This window comes from Pseudidiomarina aestuarii (assembly GCF_003987355.1).
Taxonomy (GTDB): domain Bacteria; phylum Pseudomonadota; class Gammaproteobacteria; order Enterobacterales; family Alteromonadaceae; genus Pseudidiomarina; species Pseudidiomarina aestuarii.
In genome coordinates this window covers 1,578,331-1,601,687 of sequence record NZ_PIPR01000001.1, presented here as the reverse complement: position 1 = coordinate 1,601,687, position 23,357 = coordinate 1,578,331, and the positions used below count along the sequence as shown (strand labels likewise).

Below are 23,357 nucleotides of genomic sequence, written 5' to 3'. Positions count from 1 at the left end.
CTGTTAAGCTAAACGACAATAAGGTCAACGGAGAGAAGCAAATGGATAGCAACAAATTCGATGCATCAAAATTGGAAGAAATTGCCCGTCAAATCAACGATAGCATCCCTGCAGGTGTGAAGGATTTTGCTGGCTCGATGGAAGGCCGAATCAAGACCATCCTTCAGCAGCAGTTGGGCAAACTAGACATGGTCACGCGTGAAGAGTTGGATGTGCAGCAGCAATTATTATTACGCCTACGCCAGCGTGTTGAACAGCTCGAACAACAAGTGGCAAGTCTGCAAAAAGCGCAAGACGACGAATAAGTTTTAGTAGCGAAGAGAGGAGTTGGGCATGGCATTGTGGTTAGACGGTGAAGTCATCGAAAATTACGCGTGGAACCAAGAGTTGTTTAGTCTGCGTGTACGCACCGAGCAACCCTTTGAATTTATTGCCGGACAATTTGTACGTCTCGGATTAGCGCACGAAGATGGACGGGTACAGCGCGCCTATTCCTTAGTCAATGGTCCGGATGATTCGGTCTTAGATTTTCTGGTAAATCGCGTCCACGATGGCTTATTTTCACCCATGTTGCACGGTCTAAAAGCCGGGCAGAAAATTCAAGTATCGCAGCCACCGTCCGGCTTTTTCACGTTGAATGAAGTGCCTGACGGAGATAGCTTGTGGTTGATTGCCACAGGCACCGGCATTGGTCCGTACCTCTCCATGCTGACGACTGACATTCCCTACGAGCGCTTCAAACGTATTCATTTGATTCATGCTGTGCGTTACAGTGCTGACTTAGCTTACCGTGACCTCATTCAGAGCTGGGTCGATAAACACCTTGGTCAATTGCAATACCAACCGATTGTATCCCGTGAAGACTTCGCTGGCGCTTTGCGTGGGCGCGTTCCGGCGTTGATCGAAAGCGGTGCGCTGCAAGCAGCCTGCAAGGATGAGCTGAATGATCGCGCGCAAGTGATGCTCTGTGGTAATCCAGAAATGATTCGCGACGCGAAAGTGTTGCTCGACAGTATGGGCCTACCGAAAAATCTCCGTCGTAAACCGGGTAACGTTACCGTCGAACATTACTGGTAAAGGATTAATTCCATGGCAAGGTGCAAATGGATTGGGACTATCATGATATTGCTGCCATTTACTGTCTTGGCGTTAATGGCGCTGAATGAACTGACGTTCTTTTGGTACTTCTCGGAGCACTACCTCTGGTATAACCTAGCGCTCTCATTTGTTGGGTTGATGTACGTGAACTTCGGTGTTTACATGTTGTTTCCTCGCAGTAAATACTTTGTCATGCTCGGTTTATTTTTGAGCTTCACGTTTTATCAAACCTTCCAATTCGGTTGGCAATCGCCGCGCTTTATCGACAAACATGCCGTCTCTTCGGAATCGACGCTCGTACTTGTAAATACCGCAGTAGGCGGCGCGACTTCGTCTAACCTCAGCGTGAATTTAGTGCAATTCAAATCCGCTGCACTCTTTTTGAAAGAGGAATATCTTAAAAGCTACAGCGATATCCGAAATCTTCGATTTGTTTCGACGAAAGAAGATCTATGGGTAAAGGGAGTCGGAAGCGGCAACGAGCCATTTACAGATCATATTTCGGAGTTGGCTCAGTAACTGAAGCCTAGTTTATGATTTTGAATTCGCCTCTTCCTCGAGCTCTTTCTGTTTGAGGTAGCGCACCCAACTGAAGAAGGCCTCAGCGCAGGCAAACACAATACCGTACCAGAGAGCCATCTCGAGACATCGGATAAACTCAGGATATGTCGCAGGTCCTTTAAATTCGCCGTCTATTAGCATATAGACAGCGCTAATGGCATATAACGTAACCATAATTAATAGCGTCATCGACACCATAGTTTTCAAAAACAAATAGACCTGCCGCAACATCATTCCCCTCCGCTACATTCCCTGAGCTTTCTCAATTCTTCATACTTAGCATAACCATTCCAGATATTTTGATGTGATGCAATCGCACGTGAGAATACGATTTTGGCGTCTTGTGGTTGGTGCTGCTGAGGACTAGGCTGACTCTTGCTGTGTGAACAAGACAGGGAGAGTTGGGATGTCAGCGGAGTTAGCGATTGCGCGGGTTTATACTCGCGCGCTGCAGGGAATTGATGCGCCGCTGGTGACAGTGGAAGTATGTTTGGCGGGTGGACTGCCCGCATTTGCCATCGTGGGATTGCCGCAGACGGGCGTTAAAGAAGCGCGGGACCGAGTGCGTTCGGCGTTGATGGCTAGCGGGTATGATTTTCCTCGCGCGAAGAAAATTACAGTGAATTTAGCACCTGCAGATTTACCCAAGTATGGCGCTCGCTATGACTTGGCGATTGCCGTTGGCATTTTGATTGCGGATGGGCAACTACCGGAGTCGGCAGCGGCCAGTCGTGAGTTCTATGGCGAGCTGAATCTTACCGGTGAATTGTGTGGTGTAAATGGCATTTTGCCGGCTGTACTGGCCTGTCGAAATGAAGGTCGTGAAGCGGTTATCCCACAACAAAACCAAGTGGAAGCAGGGCTGTTAAAACAGCAGCAGTGTGTTGCCGGGATTCATTTACGTGACGTGGTGGAGCATCTGCAAGGACCGCAACGACTGCCGAATATTGCGACACAGAACAATCCTCAAACCGACGACAATCAGCTTCCTACTGGTGTTGGCGATATCTCGGATGTGATTGGCCAAGATCAAGCGAAGCGGGCTTTGCTCCTAGCGGCAGCAGGTGGTCATCATGTACTTTTCGTCGGTCCGCCAGGCACGGGCAAAACCATGTTAGCGCAGCGGCTACTTGGTTTACTGCCGGCACTCGATGAGGAGGAAGCCCTCGAAGTTGCGGCGATTCGCTCGATTTCCGGCACCGCTGAACCGCATCACTGGTTGCAACGACGGCTACGCTCGCCCCATCATTCTTGTTCTGCCGCTGCGCTCGTCGGTGGAGGCAATCCGCCGCAACCGGGGGAGATTTCATTAGCGCACAGGGGGCTCTTGTTCTTGGATGAGATGGCGGAATTTACGCGCTCGGTTTTGGACTGTTTGAGGGAGCCGCTCGAATCAGGCGAAGTCACCATCAGTCGTGCAGCACATCAATTAACATTTCCGGCTCGGTTTCAGATGGTCTGTGCGCTAAACCCATCTCCCTGCGGTAATTTCGACGGTACATTGGCGAGTATCCGCGCCTCGCCAGAACAAGTGAACAAGTATCTTGGACGTATATCGGGACCACTGCTTGATCGTATTGATATGCAGGTGGAGGTTCTACGCCAACCAGACGCATTGCGGCAGCAACGTGAAACGATTCCCGAACCCGAAACACCAAAATGGCGACAACAAGTCACCGAAGCACGATCGTTACAAATAAAGCGCCAAGGCTGCCTGAATACGGATTTACAAGCCAATCAACTTAGTACGTATTGCCGACTCAGCGCTGAGCATCATAAATTCTTAGTCACGGCCATCGAGCGCTTCAATCTGTCGCATAGGGCTTACCATCGCTTGCTCCGACTAGCTCGCACTATCGCGGATATTGAAGGAACAGAGTCCATTCAGCGCGGGCACCTAGCCGAGGCGCTCGGCTACCGCGCCCTCGACCGTCTCCTCAGCCATCTCAAGAGCCTCTAAAGACTGTGACTATATATCGGCCTTGCATCACAATAATTTATTCGCTATTGTTTACCAATAGTAAACTTTAACGATATGCATGTAATCTCAAAACAAGTTTTCCTCGATGCGATGCGGTTACATCCCCAGCAAGGGCAGGCTATTTTAGATTGCTACACCGTATTGAAACGGGGCAGTTTCAATACACCAGCGCAAATGAAACAGGTTTTTAAGTCGCTGGACAACTTTAAATATCGCGACAAGTGGTGGGTCATTAACATCGCAGGAAACCATCTGCGATTGATCGCATTCATATCGTTTAGTGACAATCGAATTTTTGTGAAGCATATCGTCGGACACGCGGCATATGAAAAAATTATCGAGCAACATCGGCGGAGAAGCTCATGAACTCCATTACAGCATCGTCTCCTGTTATCAATGAAGTCATCAATTCGATGAACTCAACAATGCCTTGGTTGCGAGGTATATCATCTGGTGAAGAGCGAGATGAAGCGCTGCTTCTCCTCGAAGAATTGCTCGATGATTATGATAAAAATATCATTCTCATCGATGCAATTACTCATGCAGTTGAACGATATGAAACGAAGCAAGTTGAACTCAAACGTCTGGAATACATGCAGGAACAGAATGATCCGGCAATTGCGACGTTGCGTGTGCTGATGGATCAACACCAACTAAATACAACTGATTTTGAAAATGAAATTGGTAAGCGCAGTATGGTCTCTCAGGTTCTAAATGGTCAAAAGCGCCTCACTTTTGACCATATCAAGAAGCTTTCTAAGCGCTTTGAAATCAGTCCCGCTTATTTTTTCTAGTCATCGCGGACTAGCGCTTGAGGGCTGCGGAGAACGCGGTAATGGTTCGCTCGACATCGGCAGGGCTAATGTTGAGGTGTGTCACCAATCGCATCCGCTGAGCACTGGATGTAAGAATGCCTTGTGAACGCAGACCATCGCTGACGCGCTTGGCAGTGTCAGCCGATTCAAAGTTCACGTACACCATATTAGTGTGCTGAGGCTCGAGCCGGATGCCCGGCAAATCGTGTAAGCCTTCCCATAAATCGCGCGCGTTCGCATGGTCATCGGCAAGCCGATCAATGTGATGGTCGAGTGCGTGATCCATGGCCGCTGCAATAATACCGGCTTGGCGCATACCGCCACCAACCATTTTGCGCCACCGATGTGCGCGCGCAATCAACTTTTTCGAGCCAACCAGTACTGAACCAATCGGCGTACCAAGACCTTTTGAAAAGCAAATGGAAACGCTATCAAATGGACGGCAGAGTTCTTGGGCGCTCAAACCAGTCGCCACGACTGCATTAAAGACGCGTGCACCATCGAGATGCAACTTCAAGCCATGCTTATCAACCAAACGTCGCGCGCGCAGCACGTATTCTTGCGGGATGACCTTACCGGTGTGGGTATTCTCAAGTGCCAATAATCGCGTGATCGGAAAGTGTGGGTCATCGGGTTTGATGCGCTTTTCCACTTGAGCCAAATTCAGCGTGCCATCGGACTCAATTTCGAATGGCTGTGGCACAATACCCCCCAACACTGCAGCACCGCCGGCTTCATAACGATAAGTATGATATTCCTGTCCGACCAAATACTCTTCACCGCGCTGACAATGGGACAGCAAGGCTAACAAATTGGTTTGGGTGCCACTGGCGGCAATCAACGCGGCCTCTTTGCCAAAGAGCTTCGCGACGCGCTCTTGTAAGGCGTTGACCGTGGGGTCATCACCAAATACATCATCACCCACCGGCGCTGCCGCCATAGCGGCGCGCATGGCTTCGGTTGGTTGCGTGACGGTATCACTACGCAGGTCGATCAAGCCCTTACTCACCGCTGTAACCCCAAGCTGGAGGTGGCTCATCTATAGGCTGACTTAAATCAACGTGGACGCGGAAAATACGCCCTGGACGGCGCAACTCATATGCCATGGTTTCGGCGTCGACAAACTCAATAGTCCACGTGTTAGTGACCGATACATCCAGTCCGTTTTCCATGAATAAGGTTTTGCTGGCTTCATCGACAGGAAAAGACTGCATCGTCGATGTTCCCGCATTCGTGGTTTGCCCACCATACGGAGAAACGTCATCGGGTGAGCCATCTTCGTGTAAATGGATATGTTGGAAATCGATGTAATTATCGTGCTTGGTGAGTACCCAGGTGCGTGAGCGATCGTCGCCCACATGGAGCGGCATCCGAATGACATCGTCTTCGCAATCACGAATGTGGACAACAAGAGGATGATCCCAAGCGTCGCTCGGCGCGTTATCTTCGACAATCTCAGCCGCAAAGCTTTGTCCGCAAAAAGGTTCGAATGCAGCAAAGAACTCAGCTTGTGGATTCACCGCGGGCCGCGGATTACAGGCTGCGAGTAGGGTCAGCGTTGCTGCTGACAAAAGAAATGTACGCATAAATGATGAACCTCGTTACTAGAGAATGTGAAACGAATGGCCTACATGATGCCATAGAATAAGTCAGTGTACATTTGTCTAACGGCAAATTGGCATCTAAACGGCGCATCATGGATAATAGCCGCACAGAAATGACTCAAATCCTGATTCAGCAACAAAATTGGACACACCATGAAGGTTTATCAAAACGTGCTTGAAATGATTGGCAATACGCCGATGGTCAAAGTTTCTACTATCGATACGGGACCCTGTGAACTCTATCTGAAAATGGAGTTGATGAATCCGGGTGGCTCGATCAAAGACCGGATTGCGGTGAGCATGATCGAAGCTGCAGAGCGTGAAGGCAAACTGAAGCCGGGCATGACCATTATTGAGGCTACCGCCGGTAATACTGGTTTGGGCTTAGCGCTGGTGGCTGCGAGCAAAGGGTATCCGCTAAAAATTGTGATGCCTGATAAAATGTCGTCTGAAAAGGTCAACAACTTGCGTGCGATGGGTGCCGAAGTTGTACAAACCCGTTCAGACGTGCAAAAAGGTCACCCAGAATACTATCAAGATATGGCAGCGCGAATGGCGCAAGAGCACGGCTATTTCTACGTGAACCAATTTGCTAACCCTGCCAACGTTGCGGCGCATTACAACACCACCGGTCCAGAAATTTGGAAACAAATGGACGGCAAGCTCGATGCGTTCGTCTGTGGTGTCGGTTCTGGTGGTACCTTGAGCGGCATCGGGAGATTCCTCAGAGAAAAAAACAGCGATGTGGATTTAGTATTAGCCGATCCTGAAGGCTCTATTTTGGAGCCGTTGGTCAACCGTAATGAAACCGTCGATGCTGGAAGTTGGTTGGTTGAAGGCATTGGCGAAGACTTTATTCCAGATATTTGTGATATCGACTTGGCATCAAGCGCATACGCGATCAGCGACAAAGAAGCCTTTGCAACCGCCCGCGAATTACTCGTGAAGGAGGGGGTCATGGTGGGCTCTTCCAGCGGTACTTTAATTGCGGCGGCATTGCGTTATTGTCGCGAACAAACAACCCCTAAACGTGTGGTCACATTGGCTTGTGATACCGGTAATCGTTACTTGTCGAAACTTTACAACGACGAGTGGATGAACGAACGTGGTCTATTGGAGAAGTAATCATGGCTGACAGCAAGAAGCAGTTAAAATTTGCGACCCGCACTATTCATGGCGGACAAGCACCGGAGCCGGCCACTGGCGCGGTCATGCCGCCCATTTTCACCAGCTCTACTTATATTCAAGAGAGCCCAGGTGTCCATAAAGGTTTTGAGTACTCGCGTTCACACAACCCAACGCGCTTTGCTTGGGAGCGCTCAGTTGCCAATCTAGAAAGTGGCCGCAAAGGGTATGCCTTCGCCTCCGGTATGGCTGCAACCGCTACCATCATGGAGCTACTCAATGCAGGTGATCACGTGATTGCCATGGATGATTTATACGGCGGCACATTCCGTTTGTTCGACAAGGTTCGTGGTCGCTCTGCAGGCCTCGAGTTCTCGTATGTCGATTTGGTTGATCTAGCAGCTGTTGAGGCCGCAATAACCGCCAAGACACGGATGATTTGGGTCGAAACACCCAGTAACCCCATGCTGAAACTGGTCGACATTGAAGCCATTGTCGCGATTGCCAAACAGCACAACATTATTGTGGTAGTCGATAATACGTTTGCGACACCATTTAACCAGCGTCCAATTGAGCAAGGTGCTGATATCGTCATGCACTCTGCCACTAAGTATCTCAATGGTCATTCAGACATAGTGGGCGGTATCGTGGTTGTCGGTGATAACGACGAACTCGAAGAGCAATTGACCTTCTTGCAGAACGCGGTGGGATCCATTGCCGGTCCTTTCGATTCGTACTTGGCACTGCGTGGTGTTAAAACGCTCGCGTTGCGTATGCAGCATCACAACCAAGCAGCAATGAAACTCGCCGAATGGTTGGATCAGCACCCACAAGTTGAGAAAGTCATTTACCCAGGCTTGCCAAGCCATCCTCAGCATGAACTTGCCAAACGGCAGATGTCAGGCTTTGGCGGCATGATTTCGATTTTGCTCAAAGGTGATATCAACAAAGCGCGTCGCTTCCTCGAATCGGTTGAGATTTTTGCGTTAGCCGAAAGCCTCGGTGGCGTAGAAAGTTTGATTGAACATCCTGCGATTATGACGCATGCGTCGATACCAAAAGAGAACCGGGAAAAGCTCGGAATTTTGGACAACTTTGTTCGTATCTCGGTTGGAATTGAAGATTTGGATGATCTCATCGCTGACCTCGATCGTGCGCTAAGTGCTTAATAATTATTAAATAAGTGATGGCTGTTACACACTTGTGTGACAGCCTTATTTACACTCTTTTACAATTCAAAGAAGATGTTGTAGGCTTAGTCCACAATTAAAAACAGAACAATACAGGACTTTTTTATGCCTCTTAGCCTCTTTATTTTGCAAGGGTTAGTGGCGGCGCTGTTGTTTTATGTGCTGGTCGGTCAACACCACCGTCAGCCGCTGTGGAATATGCTTGCCATGTTAGTTGTAGGAATGTTGCCGCCGGTCAATTGGGCAATTTTATTGGTTGCCGTGGGTGTGCGCATGTGGCGCAAACCAGTCAACATGGTCACTGTCAAAAACTAATTCTTGTGAGGTTGTACGCGTAGTATGCGTTCTCAAATTCAGCCTTTTCATCTGGCGGTACCCGTTAAGGATATCGCCCAAGCGCGCGCCTTTTACGGTGACGTTCTCGGTTTAAGCGAAGGTCGTAGTGCACCTGAATGGGTGGATTGGGATTTCTTCGGGCATCAATTTGTTACCCACCTTGCTCCTGATCAAGTGCCCCAACTGCATCACAATGCGGTCGATGGACATGCCGTGCCGGTGCCACATTTTGGCGTAGTCTTAACTATGGCGGATTGGGAAGCGTTGGCTGAGCGGCTGCGTCAACACAATATTCAGTTTGTGATTGAGCCGCACATTCGCTTTAAGGGAAAGCCCGGCGAGCAGGCCACCATGTTCTTCCACGATTTTTGCGGCAACGCCCTAGAATTCAAAGCGTTTAACGATATGAGTCAGTTGTTCGCTACCTAATTCTTGATCACGTTCCCACCGGAAATAATGACGCCCACGCGTTGCCCTTTAAAGTGCTCCGGGTAACGCTGTAGCGCAGCCAACGCGACTGCCGACGACGGTTCAATCCATAACTCAGTATGCTCAAAACAGAGTTGTTGCGCAGCAGCGGCCTCCTCATCACTCACTAGCAAAATCGCTTCCAGATGTTGTTGCAGCAGTGGGAAAGTGACTGAACCTAAACTCGTTAGCAAGCCGTCACAGATACTTGTGGGCGGCATCGCTGGTTGAATGGCTCCCGCTTTCAGCGACGCGAATCCATCCGCAGCTAATTCCGGCTCGACACCAAACACAGTCATTCCGTGCTGGCGCGCCACAATGCTGGTGCCACTCAAAAGCCCACCGCCGCCTAAGGGTGCCACCAAAACATCCAGTTGCGGTTGTGCCTGCACCAGTTCAAGTGCCGCAGTACCTTGTCCGGCGATAATCCAATCATGATTATAAGGTGGTATAAAAACGCGTCCGTTGCCTTGTTGGGAAGCGACAAAGGCCTCGCGAGCAGCCATCCCAGGTTCGATGGTAACCAGTTCCGCGGCATACTTTTCCATGTTGGCGCGTTTGACCGCAGAGGCATTGCTAGCAACGCCGACACGAACGGGAATGTCCAGTAGCTGACCGGCAGCTGCGAGAGCAGCTCCATGATTACCGCTCGAGACTGTGTATACGCCGGCTGTGCGTTCGGCTTCTGACAGTTGCAAAAGGGCATGCATGGCACCACGAAACTTGAACGCTCCGGTATGCTGCTCTTGTTCACATTTCAGCCAGACGGCGCAGCCCACAGCAGCATCTAATCCAAGCGAATGAATCACAGGCGTGCGTTTAACCCGGTCGCCCAAGCACTTGGCGGCAGCTTTGACCGCGCTGAACTGCTCATCCAAGGTGTTTTGCATGTATACTATTCCGTAACGAAATGAATCGGTTCAGTTTAACAGGAATTTTATGCCAGTTTTGAATACCTTTGAACGCATTCGTGCATTGCCCATGCCATATCAAACCGTGCTTGCTTTGTACTTGTGTGAGCGCATGGTGCCAAACTATGACTTGTTTTACCAAGTCACCGGCTTTGGCGATCCGAAACCGCTGCACAGTGCGTTGAATGCCTGCTGGGACTGGGTATGGCAAGGTAAGAAAGTAAAGGTCAATTTTTCTCGCTGGCAAGAAAAGATCGACGACGTGACGCCAAGTGAACACGGCCACGACATGCTGGGCGTATATCCAGCTATGGATGCGTGCACTGCCGTCAGCACCTTATTGCAAGGGCTCATCGACAGTAGCAGCGCTGAACTTGTTAGCGTGGCAAAAATCTCTCAGGCGAGTGTCGCAAAGTTTCTCGAGCTCACCGAAGGTGCCGAATTGGAGGCGCAAGAGCGGCGGAAATTATTGCGTGAGCATGAACTTACCCAGTATGAAATTGAGGTTCAACAAGCCGTACTGAATTATCTCGAGACAATTTCCAGTGCGCACCCGAAACCATCCAAAGAGTTAGTACAGCAAGTGCGCGGAATGGCTCGTGATGAGGGTATCTCAAACATTGGTGTGAGCGTCGAAGAGTTGGAAGAGCGCGTCAAAGATTAACGCTTGAGCTCTTGTTCGCGTTGCGGTTGAGCATTCAGAATCGCGAACCAGCCGACAATACCAAAAACTACAATTTGCCAGTAATCGCCGCGTCGCCATTGCACGAAGTGGCGATAAGCACTGGCGAACATCAATAATTGCAGCAAGTGAATAGCTAGTAACACAAACAGCAAGATTAAAAAGAGCGCGAAGCCTTTACCAGGGAATGGCCAAACCAAATTCGCCAATAAAGCACCCCAGACCAGCGCAAATAAAAATCGACCTAACCAAATTGCTGCGCTCATTGCTGAACTCCTACTTCAAATAATCGAAACGCCACTTGTCCGGCAACTTTTTCGCGATGCAATCGCCAATGCAACGGGACGTCACCCCGCCAATCATGTTCGGTCTCAATATAGACCCAGCTGCCTTCGTGCACCCATTGGTTTTGGTCCAGTAATGCGACCGTTCGGTCGACCAAATCAAGTCGAAACGGCGGATCCACAAACACAATATCCATGGGTTCAGCTGGTGGTGTAGTCAAGAAGTCTAAAACATCACCGGGCTGAACCAATGCTCGACCTGAGCAAGCCGCACTCAAGGTGCGCGCATGGTCATTTAATAGCTGAGTCGCTTGCCGATCTTGCTCGACTAAGATAACGAGCTGCGCGCCGCGCGATAATGCCTCAAAGCCCAGCGCACCGCTCCCGGCAAAACAATCCAACACTTGTGCATCGGTAAACTCAAATTGGAGCCAATTAAACACCGTTTCTCGAATCCGATCGGTGGTCGGTCGCAAGCCTGGAACGTTGGCAATACTGAGCTTACGACCACGCAACTGCCCACCGATGATACGGAGGCTGCCGGCATTTTTATCTTGCGTTGACTTGTGCGGCTTTCGGGGCATGCTACAGTAGCGCCTAATAAGGTAAACTAGTGTCAATAGATGGGCGCTAGTGTAGCGTAATGTGACTAAGAGTTGTAGAAGAGGCGAGTGTCGGCATGGTGTTTTCGTTGTTCAAGAAAAAGTCCGAGAAGAAGCAGGATTCTGAGCCCGCAGACTTGGAGCAGAAGCAAGAAGAGCAGGTGTCTGAGTCAGCTCCTACAGTTGAATCTGAGCAGCCAACTGCGCAACCTGAGATCTCACCACCCGAGCCGAGCCCCGATGCGACTGAAATTTGCGCACAAGTGACTGCCGAATCCCGAGCTAAGCAACCAGCGAAGCCGACCCAGCAGAGTTTTTGGCAGCGCTTAACCAGTGGTTTAAAGAAGACATCGACGGCCATTGGCGATGGTTTGTGGGGATTATTTAAAGATAAAAAGATTGATGACGAACTATTTGAAGAGCTCGAAACCCAGCTACTCACAGCCGATATTGGCGTGCCGACTACATTGAAAATTGTCGAGCGCTTGACCGCACAAGCCGACCGCCGTCAATTGCAAGATGCGAGCGCACTTTATCAGCTGCTGCAGGACGACATGACGGAAATTCTGACGGCGGTGGAGCAGCCTCTGCAAACCGCAACAGCGAGTCCTTATGTGATTTTGATGGTGGGCGTAAATGGCGTAGGAAAAACCACGACTATTGGGAAACTCGCACAGCAATTTAAACGTGAAGGGAAGTCGGTGATGCTAGCTGCGGGCGACACGTTCCGTGCGGCTGCGGTTGAGCAATTGCAAGTGTGGGGCGAGCGTAACGATATCCCGGTGGTGGCGCAGCATACCGGGGCAGATAGTGCGTCAGTGATTTATGACGCCGTTGAAGCAGCGAAAGCGCGCGGTGTGGATGTGTTAATCGCGGATACGGCGGGGCGCTTGCAGAACAAGGCTCATTTGATGGACGAACTTAAGAAAGTTGTCCGCGTCATGAAAAAGGTCGATCCTGAAGCGCCTCATGAAGTCATGCTGACATTGGATGCGGGCACTGGCCAGAATGCGATTAGCCAAGCCAAGTTATTTACCGAGGCGGTTGGCGTGACCGGAATTACCTTAACGAAGTTGGATGGCACCGCGAAAGGTGGTGTGATATTTGCGATTGCCGATCAGTTCCAAATCCCGATCCGCTACATTGGTGTGGGTGAAGGAATTGATGACTTACGTCCTTTTGTCGCGAAAGATTTTGTAGAGGCCTTGTTTCAAAGAGAAATTCAACGAGAGATCCAAAAAGAGACGCAACCCTAATGATCAAGTTCGAGCAGGTCAGTAAAACCTATCCTGGAGGCTTCCAAGCGCTCAATCAAGTGAGCTTTCATGTGGAACCCGGTGAAATGGCGTTTTTAACGGGTCACTCCGGTGCCGGTAAAAGTACCTTACTGAAGCTGATTGGGATGATGGAACGGCCTACCGCTGGTCGCGTGTTAATCAACGGTCACGACTTGCGTCGCGTCACCGCCAAGCAAATTCCCTATGTGCGCCGCGATATTGGCATGATTTTCCAAGACCATCGGTTATTAATGGACAAAACGGTGCTCGACAATGTCGCTTTGCCACTCTTGATCGAAGGCTATAGCATGCAAGAAGCGCGGAAACGTGTGCAAGCATCGCTGGAAAAAGTCGGCCTCGGTGACAAACTGAAGCATTACCCAATGATGTTATCTGGTGGTGAGCAACAGCGGGTGGGTATCGCTCGAGCTGTCGTAAACAAGCCGCCGCTATTGTTGGCGGATGAGCCAACCGGGAATCTCGATCCTAAATTATCGGCGGAAATCATCAAACTGTTCGAAGATTTTAACCGGGTCGGCGTATCCGTTCTGATCGCAACTCATGATTTAGGTCTCATCGCGCGCTTACGCTATCGTACGTTGTCGTTAAGAGATGGGCGCATGATCAATGACGGTTTGCAGGAGGCTTAATCGATGAGTCTACTGTTTCGTCAGCGCAGCAGCGGCGCTTCCCAAGTAAAAATCTCCGGCTTTCGTCGTTTTGTCATGTTCTTTGTGCACAATGCACAGCAATGTATTGCCAGCCTCGGTGAATTAGCGCGTTATCCGCTCGCCAGTCTAATGACAATGGCGGTACTCGGATTGAGCCTAACCTTACCGGCCACCCTGTATGTGGTCGTAAAAAACACGGAGAAAGTGGGTGGAGATTGGGATCAAGCTGCAGAAATGACGTTATTTTTACGTAATGGTCTGTCTCAGCAAGAGATTGCGACCTTCACCAAGCGTTTGAATCTCTCGGATGACATTGAGTCGGTGCGTTGGATTCCAAAAGATGAAGCGCTCGCTGAATTTCGTGAAGGTTCTGGATTTGGTGATGCGCTGGATGCCTTGCCGGAGAATCCGTTACCCGATGTTTTAGTCGTAGTGCCGGCTGCAGAACGACGCAGTGCTCAAGCTGCACAAGCGTTGTTGTTGGAGCTACAAAAAGAACGAGAAGTGGCTGAAGCTCGGCTCGATTTAACCTGGCTGGAGCGCTTGCAAGCGCTACTAAATCTAGTCCGCGACGGGTTCTTGGCGCTGGCTATTTTATTGTGTCTATCGGTGGTTTTGATCGTCGGGAACACCATTCGCTTGAACATCAATAGCAAGCGTGACGAAATCATCGTGATGAAACTGGTGGGGGCAACAAACAGTTACATCCAGCGCCCGTTTTTATATACCGGAGTATGGTATGGTGTGATTGGTGGAGTGATCGCATGGTTTGCCACCGCCGTACTCATTTGGTGGATTCAAGATGCTGTAGTCGGGATTAGTGAGTTGTACGATTCACAATTTTCTCTCGAAGGCTTGAGCGTCAGTGAAATGGGTATATTGTGGCTGCTAGCAATACTGTTTGGACTGTTTGGTTCGTACCTGGCGGTAAGAAAACACGTCAGTAGTATTGAACCACAATAAATCGTCCTTATATCGAAGGTATAGGCAGCGCTATTGCAACCCTATTTAGCTTTGCTAGAATAACGGAACTTTTCGGACCATTACTGGTCTGATGTGTGTCTGGTAAGCGACTCGGATGGAGCGCTTCAAAGAGGTTCCAGACACAAATTAAAGAGGATGTAATTGCATGAGTGCTGAAATGACAAATATGGCGTTAATGGTTCCCCAGAGCGGAAGCCTGGAGGCCTATGTTCAGTCGGTCAATCGCATTCCTATGCTGAGCGCTGAAGAAGAACGCGAGTTAGCGGAACGTTTAGTTGAAGAAAATGACCTGGAATCAGCTCGTCAGCTGATTATGTCGCACTTGCGCTTTGTTGTGCATGTAGCGCGCGGTTATTCGGGTTATGGTCTGCCACAAGCTGATTTGATTCAAGAAGGTAACATTGGCCTGATGAAAGCGGTTCGTCGCTTTGATCCAAAGGTCGGTGTGCGCTTGGTGTCATTTGCTGTGCATTGGATTAAAGCAGAAATTCATGAATATGTATTGAAGAACTGGCGCATGGTGAAAGTAGCAACCACCAAAGCACAACGTAAATTGTTCTTCAATCTGCGTAAAATGAAAAAGCGTTTGGGCTGGTTTACTCAAGAAGAAGTGAACACAGTAGCCGAGACGTTGGGGGTAAGCACCTCCGAAGTATTGGAAATGGAAGCGCGCATGAGTGCCCATGACCAAGCCTTTGAGTTAAGTTCTGACGACGATGATTCACGTGACGGCACTGCTTACTCACCGGCTCAATATCTGGAAGACAAGCGCTCTGACTTAGCTGAAGAAGTTGAAACTGAGCAGTGGGAAGCGCATACGCAACAACGTTTGTTTGCTGCGATTCGCACGCTTGATGAGCGGAGCCAAGATATCGTTCGAGCGCGTTGGTTGGATGAAGAAAACAAAACCACCTTGCAAGAACTGGCGGACAAATATCAGGTATCGGCGGAACGGGTACGACAACTCGAAGCCAATGCCATGAAAAAACTCCGAATGGCGATGAATTAATAAAAAAGCCGACATCACGTCGGCTTTTTTGTGCCTGCAAGACACTACTAGCTACTAGCTATTAGCGATTAGTTACTAGAGATAAGAGCAGTTCATGGTTAGGGTGTCATTAGTAGCCAGTAGCCAGTAGCCAGTAGCCAGTAGCCAGTAACGCTTTTCGGTTTATCGAGTTAGCTCTGATGCTGGTACTAGCCTGATTCCTCGCTGATCGAGCTCCCCCAGATGTTCCCGCAGAAAGTCGTAAGTCAGATCATGTGGATGTGCGATTGCCACAGCAAAACCACGAGCCACAGCTTGCTTCAGTAGTTCTTCCCAAGCCTTCGATAAACCCTCAGGTGTACGTTCGTGGTCCAGAAATACGTGCCGTCGAGCGGTAGGTACTCCGATTGAACGTGCAGTTGCCTCAGCGACAGTCTCAGCAGTGGTGCGGCTATCGATAAAAAAGAGTTCGCGGTTCGCGAGCTCATTCATCACGGATTTCATGGCTGCGACATTGGTCGTCAACAGGCTGCCCATATGGTTGTTGACGCCACGAGCCTGCGGGATTCTAGCGAGCGCAGCGTTCATGCGTGCTACTAGCTCTTCTTGTGACTCATTCAGCTGTAATGCATCGATACCCGCATCATGGTGTGGACCTGAAGCCATCGGTAAATGCAACATGACTTCATAACCTGCAGTTGCTGCTTGCTGAGCTTGCTCAGCCGCATAAGCAGTGTAGGGCAAAAAAGAAAAAGTGAGCGGCGCAGCAGGTGCAGATAGTTCAATGAAACGCTGGTTGCTACGATGATGACCCATGTCGTCAATAATAATAGCCACTTGCGCTGCCCATGCGCTGGCACTGCTTATGCACATCAGCAATGCAATGACGAATGTTCGCATCAACGCATCCATTGAGTCGGATTCACTGCGTCACCTTTGACGCGTATCTCAAAATAGACACCCGGCTCATTGCGGCCCCCGGACTGACCAACCAAGGCAATAGTGGAACCTTGGCGAACGAGCTCTCCGACTTGAGGAATAATCGTTTGGTTGTGGCCGTACAGACTTAAATAGCCGTCGCCATGATCGAGCACAATCACCAAGCCGAATCCGCGCAGCCAATTTGCGAAGAGTACTCGACCATCAGCTATTGCACGTACAGGTTGTCCTTCACTGCCATTAATAATGACGCCCTTCCAAGTAACTCCGCCACTGCGAGCGACGCCAAATAAACGTTGCACATTTCCGTCTGCAGGCCAAGCTAACTTGCCCTTCAGCTTCCCTAAACCATCGAGGCGTGGCTCGTCCTGCATCGCCGCAATAATGGCTGCAAGCACTTGTTCAAGTGCCTCTTGGTCTTTGCGCAATTGCGAAATGCGTTGCTGATCAGCGGATTGTTCGCGCGCTAATTTGGTGGCGATATTTTGTTGTTCTTTCTGCTGTGACTGCAACACGCCTTGCTGTTGCCGTTGCTCGCGTGCTTGGTTTTCGAGAATTTGCTGTTCGGTGACAATATCCGCTTTGACACTTTCAAGCTGATTCTGTGTTTCGCGCAGCTCTGCAACTTGTTCAAGTCGCGCGCGGTTAAAGTAGCCATAGTAACCGAGCAAACGTTCGAACTTAGCGGGATCTTCTTGGTTCAACACTAACTTCAAATAGTCATGCTCTCCAATACGGTAGGCGGCATCCAGTTGCTTCGCCAGTAATGCTAATTGCTGTGCTTGTTGCTGTTCCAATTCGCTCTGTTGCTGTTGCAGGCTAGCAAGTCGAGCTTCAGTGGCTGCGATGGCGTCCCGTGTTGCATTCAATTCTCCGGCTACCGCGCTCATCTGCAGTTCCAATTGACGCAGCTCATTCTCGGTAATAGACAGCTCTTTGGCGCGCTGTTGAATGGCAGCTTCACGACGTTCTAGCTCTTTTGCTAGGGCTTCCAATCGTGCTTCGGTCGCTGCCTTTTCTTCTGCTGTTGCATTCTCTATCGCATTCTGTTGCCAAGCGTAACTTGGCGCGATCAGCAGTAATAAAAGGACAGCGAACAGAATACGCATTAGTGTTTCAACGTCATGATGGGGGTACCAGTCATGTCGGCTGGTTGCGGTAGCCCGAGCAAATGCAGCATGGTGGGTGCGACATCTGACAAGCGTGCACCATCACGCGGGGTGGCATCGCGCCCTACGTATATAAACGGCACCAACTCGCTCGTGTGAGCGGTATGTGACTGGCCGGTGTCATGGTCATGCATTTGCTCAGCATTGCCGTGATCTGCAGTAATTAAGCACTCACCACCCACGTCTTTGAGAGCGGCAACGACACGACCGATGCTGGTATCAACGGCTTCGATAGCTTTCACAGCTGCATCAAAGTTACCCGTATGACCAACCATATCGCCGTTTGGATAATTGCAGACAATCACGTCAAACTCACCGCCATGAATCGCGTCAACGAGTGCGTCTGTAAGTTGCTCAGAACTCATTTCTGGTTGCAAATCATAAGTCGCAACATTCGGTGATGGAATCAACACACGCTTCTCGCCAGCGAATTCTTGCTCACGGCCACCGCTGAAAAAGAAAGTTACATGCGCATACTTCTCGGTTTCCGAAATGCGGAGTTGCGACTTGTTGTGCTGCGCCAACCAATCACCAAGCACGTTATTGAGTGGCTCTGGCGGATAGGCGATCGGCCCCTGAAGATCTTTAGAATACTCGGTCAACATAACATATGAGCTCAGTTTCGGCTGTCTTGAGCGCGTGAAACCGTTGAAATCACTATCAAGGAACGCGTGTGACAATTCTCGTGCACGGTCGGCACGGAAGTTCATAAAGAACACCGCATCGCCATCTTGCATCGGAGCCGCATCGCCAATGACGGTAGGTTTCACAAATTCATCGTTTTCATTGCGTTCATAGGCGTCAGCCAAACCATCCACCGCGGTCTCAGCTTGGAAGGCACCGTGACCGTCTACAAGTAACTGCCATGCTTGCTCGACGCGATCCCAACGCTTATCACGGTCCATCGCAAAGTAGCGACCGCAAAGGCTAGCAAAACGACCCACGCCCAGCTCCGCAAAGCGACGTTCAAAACGCTCAATGCTCGCTTGTGCCGAGCGCGGCGGTGTATCCCGACCGTCTAAAAATGCATGCACATAAATCTTGCTCGCACCTTGCTGGGCGGCTAATTCAACCATTGCCAGTAAATGCTCTTCGTGGCTATGCACGCCACCTGGTGACAACAATCCCATGATATGCACTGCTCCACCGGCTTGCTGCGCAGCTGTTAACGCGTCAAGAAATACCGAGTTCTGTGAAAACTCACCATCCTGAATGGCTTTACTAATCCGCGTGAAGTCTTGATACACAATACGGCCAGCGCCTAAATTGACGTGGCCTACTTCTGAATTACCCATTTGTCCGTCGGGTAAACCCACCGCCATACCTGAGCCGTCCACTAGCGTGTGCGGATATTCGGCCCAGAGCTTGTCCATGTTCGGCGTGTGCGCCGCAGCAATGGCGTTGTCCTGAGTTTCTTCGCGATATCCCCAGCCATCTAAAATGAGCAGGGCGAGTGGCGCTTTCGCTTGAGTCATAACTGCCTCGACGGTTTCTAGTAATTTCAGAATGTTGCAGCTATTTTATGCGATTTTGCTCTAAATCGCATCCATTGAAAGCTATGAATAGCCGCAAAAATGGGGCAAATTTTACTGGCAACTGCCATTTCAGTAGGTATACTCTGTGGCTTGATTTTTTAGTAGGAGATAACGTCGTATGGAAGACATTCTGGCTTTCGCTGCCAATCACCCCATTATGAGTACGCTCTGGGTGGTGTTATTGATCGCCATTATTGTAACTTCGGTGCAAGCTGCCACGTCAAATATTCAGCAGTTGACGGCTCAGCAAGCGACGTTACTCGTAAACCGCAACGACGGCGTATTTGTCGATATTCGTTCTATGGATGATTATCGCAAAGGCCATATCGCAGATGCGGTGCACCTCACTGCTGAACGAATTCGGAAAAATGAGTTGGGTTCACTTGAGAAATACAAATCTGTCCCCATCGTGTTGGTATGTGCAACAGGGATGACCGCAAAAGGCGTCGCCAGCAACCTCAGTAAAGCTGGGTTTGAGAAGGTTGCCGTACTCCAAGGTGGGATCTCAAGCTGGCAAGCCGCTAGTTTTCCGCTGATAAAGAAATAACCTCAATTTAATAGGAAGTAATGACCATGGCTGACGAGCAGCAAGTAAACGGCGCGGCACAAGACCAAGCGCAAGCGCAACAACAATTCGCAATTCAACGCATTTATGTGAAAGATGTTTCATTTGAAGCGCCAAACACACCTGCTATTTTCCGTAAAGAATGGCAACCAGAGTTGAGCCTCGACTTAAACGTCAAGAACACCAAAATTGAAGACAACACCTACGAAGTCGTTTTGAAAATTACTGCGACCAATAAAGTAGGTGGCGACGTTGCTTTCTTGGCTGAAGTACACCAAGCCGGTATCTTCACAATTGCTGATTCCATCGAAGAAGCACAACGTGCGCACTTAGTTGGTGCATTCTGCCCGAACATTTTGTTCCCATACGCGCGTGAAGTTTTAGCAAGCATGGTAAGCCGTGCTTCGTTCCCGCAATTGAACTTGGCTCCGGTAAACTTTGACGCAGTGTTTGCACAACATTTGCAACAGCGTCAACAGCAAGCCGAAGCGCAAGCTGACGCGTAAGTCGACGACACAGAAACTAGGAACTCTTCTTGAGTAACCATAGTTCGTGTGCCCACTCGCAAGTAACAGTGCTAGGTGCCGGTTCCTACGGAACTGCCCTAGCACTTTGCTTTTCGCGCAAGGGTACCCCCACCTGTTTATGGGGTCGTGACAGCAAACAAATCGCAACCATGCAACACCGGCGCGAGAATCCTCGTTATTTGCCGGGCATTCGTTTGCCTGACTCACTGACACTGACCGATGACCTCACGGCCGCGGTTAAAAACGCTCGCAATATTGTGGTGGTGGTGCCGAGTAATGGCTTTGCGCAACTGCTGCGAGATATTAAGCCCTTGATGCGTGCTGATGCTCGTATTGCTTGGGCTACGAAGGGCCTGGAACCGGAAACCGGTCGTTTATTGTTCGAGGTTGCCGAAGAAATTCTCGGTAGTGATCACACCCTCGCAGTATTGTCGGGTCCAACATTCGCAATGGAAATGGCGAAGGGCTTGCCGACGGCTATTTCGATGTCATCAACGGAGCCGGCGTTCGTTGAAGAACTGTCCGAATTATTGCACTGCGATAAGAGTTTCCGCGTCTACACCAACGATGACTTCATCGGTGTGCAGCTCGGTGGAGCGGTGAAGAATGTTATCGCCATTGGTGCCGGTATGGCCGATGGGATTGGCTTTGGTGCCAATGCACGTACTGCTTTGATCACTCGTGGTTTAGCCGAGCTAACACGACTAGGTCTGAAGCTTGGTGCACGTCCGGAAACCTTTACCGGAATGGCTGGTTTGGGCGACCTCATCCTCACTTGTACCGATAATCAATCGCGGAATCGCCGACTTGGGCTTGCGTTAGGGCAAGGTAAATCGGTTGAACAAGCAATGGCAGAAATTGGGCAGGCGGTAGAAGGTTATCGCAATACGCGCGAAGTGGTTGCGTTGGCTCGTCGCCATGGAGTCGAAATGCCGATTTGTGAGCAACTATACGAAGTGCTCTACGGTGACACCTCGCCACAACAAGCGGCAATCAACCTGTTAAGTCGTGCCCGCACGTCCGAATAGCCGCGCGGGTTCTCTCTTTTAGACGCAACTAGCTCAACAGTTGCTGTGCTATCGTTTCCCATTGCTCATCAAAATGCTCGGTCGGTGCACGTTTAAATTCAGACCGTACGAACTGCGAAATTTTTCCATCCGCATACGCCATCAGCAAATTCGCTAGAATGCCCTCATCGAGTCGAGTCCGCACATTTTCACGTAACCGACGCTCGCGAATCGCTTGCTTTAGATTCGCTTCAATTTTATCAAAGATACCGGTGACACGGCTGCGCAGACGCTCATGTTCACCCATCAGTGCATCGCCGGTTAATACTCGAGTAATACCAGGATTACGTTCGACGAAAGTGAGCACGACTCGAAGCATCATCTGACAACGAACAAGCGTATCTTTCTCGACTTCGAGTACTTGATTGATGCGCGATAGCACTGCGTCTTCGGTAAATTCGATTAAACCTTCAAACATCCGCGCCTTCGATGGGAAGTGTCTATACAACGCGGCTTCTGAAACGCCTAACTCAGCGGCTAAGCGCGCGGTAGTAATGCGCTGTCCAGGGCTGGTCTCGAGCATCGCCGCAAGCGTGGCAAGGATTTGTTCTTTTCTATTCGGCTTGGTCATCAAATATCCTCGTTACTGGCTAATTGCTATTAGCTACTAGCTAGTAGCGTTATTCAGCAGTTGGTTGGCTTGGGTGAGAATGGCTTCGGCGATCGCCGTTTTGCTATCTCGTCCCAGCGCCCGTTGTTGAAGTTCATTATTTTTGTCATGCCAGAGCAACGTCATGGCGTTGTCATCGCTATTGAACCCAATTTGGGTATCGCTGACGTCATTGGCTGCAATGAGGTTTAACTTTTTGCGTGTCAATTTGCCGGCTGCGTAGTTCACTACATCGTTGGTTTCTGCCGCAAAGCCAATCGTAAAGGGTGGCTTTTTGCGAGCGGCAACGGTGGCGAGAATATCTGGATTGCGAGTGAACTCCAGCACCAGACTCTCTGAATTTTTCTTTATTTTGGTCGACCCGACCTTCTGTGGGCGGTAATCCGCAACAGCCGCACAACCGATGAAAATATCCGCCGCATCAATCACAGCTTCAACAGCTTGCAGCATATCGTCGGCACTGATCACATCCACGCGTTCAACGCCGTAAGGTGTGCTGAGTTGACAAGGACCGGCTACTAAAGTGACCGTCGCCCCCAATTGCTGCGCAACTGTGGCGAGCGCAAATCCCATTTTGCCTGAGCTGTGATTACTGATGTAGCGCACCGGGTCTATCGCTTCGCGCGTGGGCCCAGCGGTAATGACAACTTGTTTACCGCTGAGAATCTGCGGCTTTGGGCGCAGCAGAGCGACCACCGCCTCACGTAATTCTGCGGGTTCTGGCATGCGCCCAGCACCGACATCACCACAAGCCTGCGCTCCGCTTGCTGGTTCAATAATATGAACTCCATGGCGGCGCAGTAGTGCCATGTTGTCTTGGACAGCTGGCGCCGCCCACATTTGTTGATTCATTGCCGGAGCAACAGCAATGGGAGCCGGCGTTGCAAGACAGACGGTACTTAACAAATCATCAGCTAAGCCATGCGCTAACCGCCCCAGGGTGCTGGCGCTGGCAGGTGCAATCAATACCAAGTCTGCCCACTTTGCTAACTCAATGTGACCCATCGCAGCTTCAGCCGCCGGATCCAATAAATCATCGTGAACTGGATTACCCGACACCGCCTGCAGGGTGAGTGGCGTGATAAACGCTTTGCCACCTTGGGTCATGACCACACGTACGTCGGCACCAAGATCTTTCAAGCGGCGCACCAGTTCTGGAATTTTATAGGCGGCAATACCACCACTGATTCCAATCAGAACTTTGCTGCCAGACAACGGCAATTCGGGGCTTGTGGTCATAGTAAGTCCTTACCTTTTACGTGATCTTAACCTTATCACGGGAACAGGAACTTGGCGATATAGGAAATGTTACATTTCTGTATTTGCAACGTTCATTTAAACGCGCTAGGTTGGTGAAGTGGTTAGAAA

The 23,357-nt window shown here is 50.1% G+C and carries 29 protein-coding genes; 18 read left to right on the top strand and 11 right to left on the bottom strand.

Annotation, left to right across the window (positions count from 1 at the left end):
* Positions 1–41 precede the first annotated feature (41 nt).
* The 3 genes from CWE22_RS07335 to CWE22_RS07325 are packed head-to-tail and all read left to right on the top strand — an operon-like array spanning position 42 to position 1,617.
* Positions 42–305: an accessory factor UbiK family protein gene (locus CWE22_RS07335; protein WP_169930679.1), complete on the top strand. Its 264-nt coding sequence runs from the start codon at positions 42–44 to the stop codon at positions 303–305.
* Positions 306–333: 28 nt separating this feature from the next.
* Positions 334–1,077, top strand: a complete 744-nt coding sequence (locus tag CWE22_RS07330) for a ferredoxin--NADP reductase (protein WP_169930678.1) — start codon at positions 334–336, stop codon at positions 1,075–1,077.
* Between the two features lie 12 nt (positions 1,078–1,089).
* Complete coding sequence (locus CWE22_RS07325; protein ID WP_169930677.1) at positions 1,090–1,617, top strand: hypothetical protein; 528 nt, start codon at positions 1,090–1,092, stop codon at positions 1,615–1,617.
* A gap of 12 nt (positions 1,618–1,629) precedes the next feature.
* Here the strand turns inward: CWE22_RS07325 and CWE22_RS07320 are convergent, their stop codons facing one another.
* Positions 1,630–1,893, bottom strand: coding sequence for a hypothetical protein (locus CWE22_RS07320; protein ID WP_169930676.1), 264 nt, complete (start codon positions 1,891–1,893; stop codon positions 1,630–1,632).
* Between the two features lie 172 nt (positions 1,894–2,065).
* On the opposite strand from CWE22_RS07320, the gene CWE22_RS07315 reads away from it, so the two are divergent.
* The 3 genes from CWE22_RS07315 (at position 2,066) to CWE22_RS07305 (ending at position 4,434) form a co-directional block, all read left to right on the top strand.
* Complete coding sequence (locus CWE22_RS07315) at positions 2,066–3,619, top strand: YifB family Mg chelatase-like AAA ATPase (protein WP_169930675.1); 1,554 nt, start codon at positions 2,066–2,068, stop codon at positions 3,617–3,619.
* Positions 3,620–3,694: 75 nt separating this feature from the next.
* Positions 3,695–4,006, top strand: a complete 312-nt coding sequence (locus tag CWE22_RS12125) for a type II toxin-antitoxin system HigB family toxin (RefSeq protein ID WP_169930674.1) — start codon at positions 3,695–3,697, stop codon at positions 4,004–4,006.
* Positions 4,003–4,434: a helix-turn-helix domain-containing protein gene (locus CWE22_RS07305; RefSeq protein WP_244595974.1), complete on the top strand. Its 432-nt coding sequence runs from the start codon at positions 4,003–4,005 to the stop codon at positions 4,432–4,434. Before CWE22_RS12125 ends, CWE22_RS07305 begins: the two co-directional genes overlap by 4 nt.
* 10 nt (positions 4,435–4,444) lie before the next feature.
* Here CWE22_RS07305 and ltaE read toward each other — a convergent pair whose 3' ends face one another.
* On the bottom strand, positions 4,445–5,464 hold the full coding sequence (gene ltaE / locus CWE22_RS07300; protein ID WP_275069057.1) for a low-specificity L-threonine aldolase: 1,020 nt from the start codon (positions 5,462–5,464) through the stop codon (positions 4,445–4,447).
* Positions 5,457–6,041, bottom strand: a complete 585-nt coding sequence (locus CWE22_RS07295) for a hypothetical protein (RefSeq protein WP_169930672.1) — start codon at positions 6,039–6,041, stop codon at positions 5,457–5,459. Before CWE22_RS07295 ends, ltaE begins: the two co-directional genes overlap by 8 nt.
* A 171-nt stretch (positions 6,042–6,212) precedes the next feature.
* Here CWE22_RS07295 and CWE22_RS07290 point away from each other — a divergent pair, with 171 nt between their 5' ends.
* From CWE22_RS07290 to CWE22_RS07275, 4 genes are all read left to right on the top strand, one after another.
* Positions 6,213–7,184, top strand: a complete 972-nt coding sequence (locus CWE22_RS07290) for a PLP-dependent cysteine synthase family protein (protein WP_169930671.1) — start codon at positions 6,213–6,215, stop codon at positions 7,182–7,184.
* Between the two features lie 2 nt (positions 7,185–7,186).
* Positions 7,187–8,353: a cystathionine gamma-synthase gene (locus CWE22_RS07285; protein ID WP_169930670.1), complete on the top strand. Its 1,167-nt coding sequence runs from the start codon at positions 7,187–7,189 to the stop codon at positions 8,351–8,353.
* 126 nt (positions 8,354–8,479) lie between these two features.
* On the top strand, positions 8,480–8,689 hold the full coding sequence (locus tag CWE22_RS07280) for a hypothetical protein (protein WP_169930669.1): 210 nt from the start codon (positions 8,480–8,482) through the stop codon (positions 8,687–8,689).
* Between the two features lie 24 nt (positions 8,690–8,713).
* Positions 8,714–9,139 (top strand): VOC family protein, encoded by a 426-nt coding sequence (locus CWE22_RS07275; protein ID WP_169930668.1) that lies wholly within the window; start codon positions 8,714–8,716, stop codon positions 9,137–9,139.
* Here the strand turns inward: CWE22_RS07275 and CWE22_RS07270 are convergent.
* Positions 9,136–10,068: a pyridoxal-phosphate dependent enzyme gene (locus CWE22_RS07270; protein ID WP_169930667.1), complete on the bottom strand. Its 933-nt coding sequence runs from the start codon at positions 10,066–10,068 to the stop codon at positions 9,136–9,138. The genes CWE22_RS07275 and CWE22_RS07270 overlap by 4 nt on opposite strands.
* Before the next feature lie 49 nt (positions 10,069–10,117).
* Here CWE22_RS07270 and CWE22_RS07265 point away from each other — a divergent pair, with 49 nt between their 5' ends.
* Positions 10,118–10,753: a YjaG family protein gene (locus CWE22_RS07265; RefSeq protein WP_169930666.1), complete on the top strand. Its 636-nt coding sequence runs from the start codon at positions 10,118–10,120 to the stop codon at positions 10,751–10,753.
* On the opposite strand, the gene CWE22_RS07260 is transcribed toward CWE22_RS07265, so the two are convergent.
* A complete protein-coding gene (locus CWE22_RS07260; RefSeq protein WP_169930665.1) occupies positions 10,750–11,037 on the bottom strand; it encodes a DUF1145 domain-containing protein in 288 nt (95 codons plus the stop codon). The two genes, CWE22_RS07265 and CWE22_RS07260, sit on opposite strands and share 4 nt — an antisense overlap.
* Positions 11,034–11,639, bottom strand: coding sequence for a 16S rRNA (guanine(966)-N(2))-methyltransferase RsmD (gene rsmD, locus CWE22_RS07255; protein ID WP_169930664.1), 606 nt, complete (start codon positions 11,637–11,639; stop codon positions 11,034–11,036). The genes CWE22_RS07260 and rsmD overlap by 4 nt, the downstream gene beginning before the upstream one ends.
* A 95-nt stretch (positions 11,640–11,734) precedes the next feature.
* Between rsmD and ftsY the strand changes: the two genes are divergently transcribed.
* The 4 genes from ftsY (at position 11,735) to rpoH (ending at position 15,598) form a co-directional block, all read left to right on the top strand.
* Positions 11,735–12,913, top strand: coding sequence for a signal recognition particle-docking protein FtsY (gene ftsY / locus CWE22_RS07250; protein WP_169930663.1), 1,179 nt, complete (start codon positions 11,735–11,737; stop codon positions 12,911–12,913).
* Positions 12,913–13,584, top strand: a complete 672-nt coding sequence (ftsE, locus tag CWE22_RS07245; RefSeq protein WP_169930662.1) for a cell division ATP-binding protein FtsE — start codon at positions 12,913–12,915, stop codon at positions 13,582–13,584. The genes ftsY and ftsE overlap by 1 nt, the downstream gene beginning before the upstream one ends.
* 3 nt (positions 13,585–13,587) lie before the next feature.
* Positions 13,588–14,568, top strand: coding sequence for a permease-like cell division protein FtsX (gene ftsX, locus CWE22_RS07240; RefSeq protein ID WP_169930661.1), 981 nt, complete (start codon positions 13,588–13,590; stop codon positions 14,566–14,568).
* A 166-nt stretch (positions 14,569–14,734) separates the two neighbouring features.
* Positions 14,735–15,598: an RNA polymerase sigma factor RpoH gene (rpoH, locus tag CWE22_RS07235; protein WP_169930660.1), complete on the top strand. Its 864-nt coding sequence runs from the start codon at positions 14,735–14,737 to the stop codon at positions 15,596–15,598.
* A 162-nt stretch (positions 15,599–15,760) separates the two neighbouring features.
* On the opposite strand, the gene CWE22_RS07230 is transcribed toward rpoH, so the two are convergent.
* From CWE22_RS07230 to gpmI, 3 genes are read right to left on the bottom strand one after another with little or no spacing between them, the layout of a single operon-like run.
* Positions 15,761–16,477, bottom strand: a complete 717-nt coding sequence (locus tag CWE22_RS07230) for a divergent polysaccharide deacetylase family protein (protein WP_169930659.1) — start codon at positions 16,475–16,477, stop codon at positions 15,761–15,763.
* Positions 16,477–17,625 carry a murein hydrolase activator EnvC family protein gene (locus CWE22_RS07225; RefSeq protein WP_169930658.1) on the bottom strand — a complete coding sequence of 383 codons (1,149 nt, stop codon included), beginning with the start codon at positions 17,623–17,625 and terminating at the stop codon, positions 16,477–16,479. The genes CWE22_RS07230 and CWE22_RS07225 overlap by 1 nt, the downstream gene beginning before the upstream one ends.
* Positions 17,625–19,160 (bottom strand): 2,3-bisphosphoglycerate-independent phosphoglycerate mutase, encoded by a 1,536-nt coding sequence (gene gpmI, locus CWE22_RS07220; protein ID WP_169930657.1) that lies wholly within the window; start codon positions 19,158–19,160, stop codon positions 17,625–17,627. Before gpmI ends, CWE22_RS07225 begins: the two co-directional genes overlap by 1 nt.
* A gap of 178 nt (positions 19,161–19,338) precedes the next feature.
* Here gpmI and CWE22_RS07215 point away from each other — a divergent pair, with 178 nt between their 5' ends.
* From CWE22_RS07215 to gpsA, 3 genes are read left to right on the top strand one after another with little or no spacing between them, the layout of a single operon-like run.
* Positions 19,339–19,767: a rhodanese-like domain-containing protein gene (locus CWE22_RS07215; RefSeq protein ID WP_169930656.1), complete on the top strand. Its 429-nt coding sequence runs from the start codon at positions 19,339–19,341 to the stop codon at positions 19,765–19,767.
* 26 nt (positions 19,768–19,793) lie between these two features.
* Positions 19,794–20,291, top strand: coding sequence for a protein-export chaperone SecB (secB, locus tag CWE22_RS07210; RefSeq protein WP_169930655.1), 498 nt, complete (start codon positions 19,794–19,796; stop codon positions 20,289–20,291).
* 29 nt (positions 20,292–20,320) lie between these two features.
* A complete protein-coding gene (gene gpsA, locus CWE22_RS07205; RefSeq protein ID WP_169930654.1) occupies positions 20,321–21,340 on the top strand; it encodes an NAD(P)H-dependent glycerol-3-phosphate dehydrogenase in 1,020 nt (339 codons plus the stop codon).
* Between the two features lie 28 nt (positions 21,341–21,368).
* Here gpsA and slmA read toward each other — a convergent pair whose 3' ends face one another.
* Positions 21,369–21,950 carry a nucleoid occlusion factor SlmA gene (gene slmA / locus CWE22_RS07200; RefSeq protein ID WP_169930653.1) on the bottom strand — a complete coding sequence of 194 codons (582 nt, stop codon included), beginning with the start codon at positions 21,948–21,950 and terminating at the stop codon, positions 21,369–21,371.
* A gap of 36 nt (positions 21,951–21,986) precedes the next feature.
* A complete protein-coding gene (coaBC, locus tag CWE22_RS07195) occupies positions 21,987–23,228 on the bottom strand; it encodes a bifunctional phosphopantothenoylcysteine decarboxylase/phosphopantothenate--cysteine ligase CoaBC (protein ID WP_169930652.1) in 1,242 nt (413 codons plus the stop codon).
* Positions 23,229–23,357: the final 129 nt, after the last annotated feature.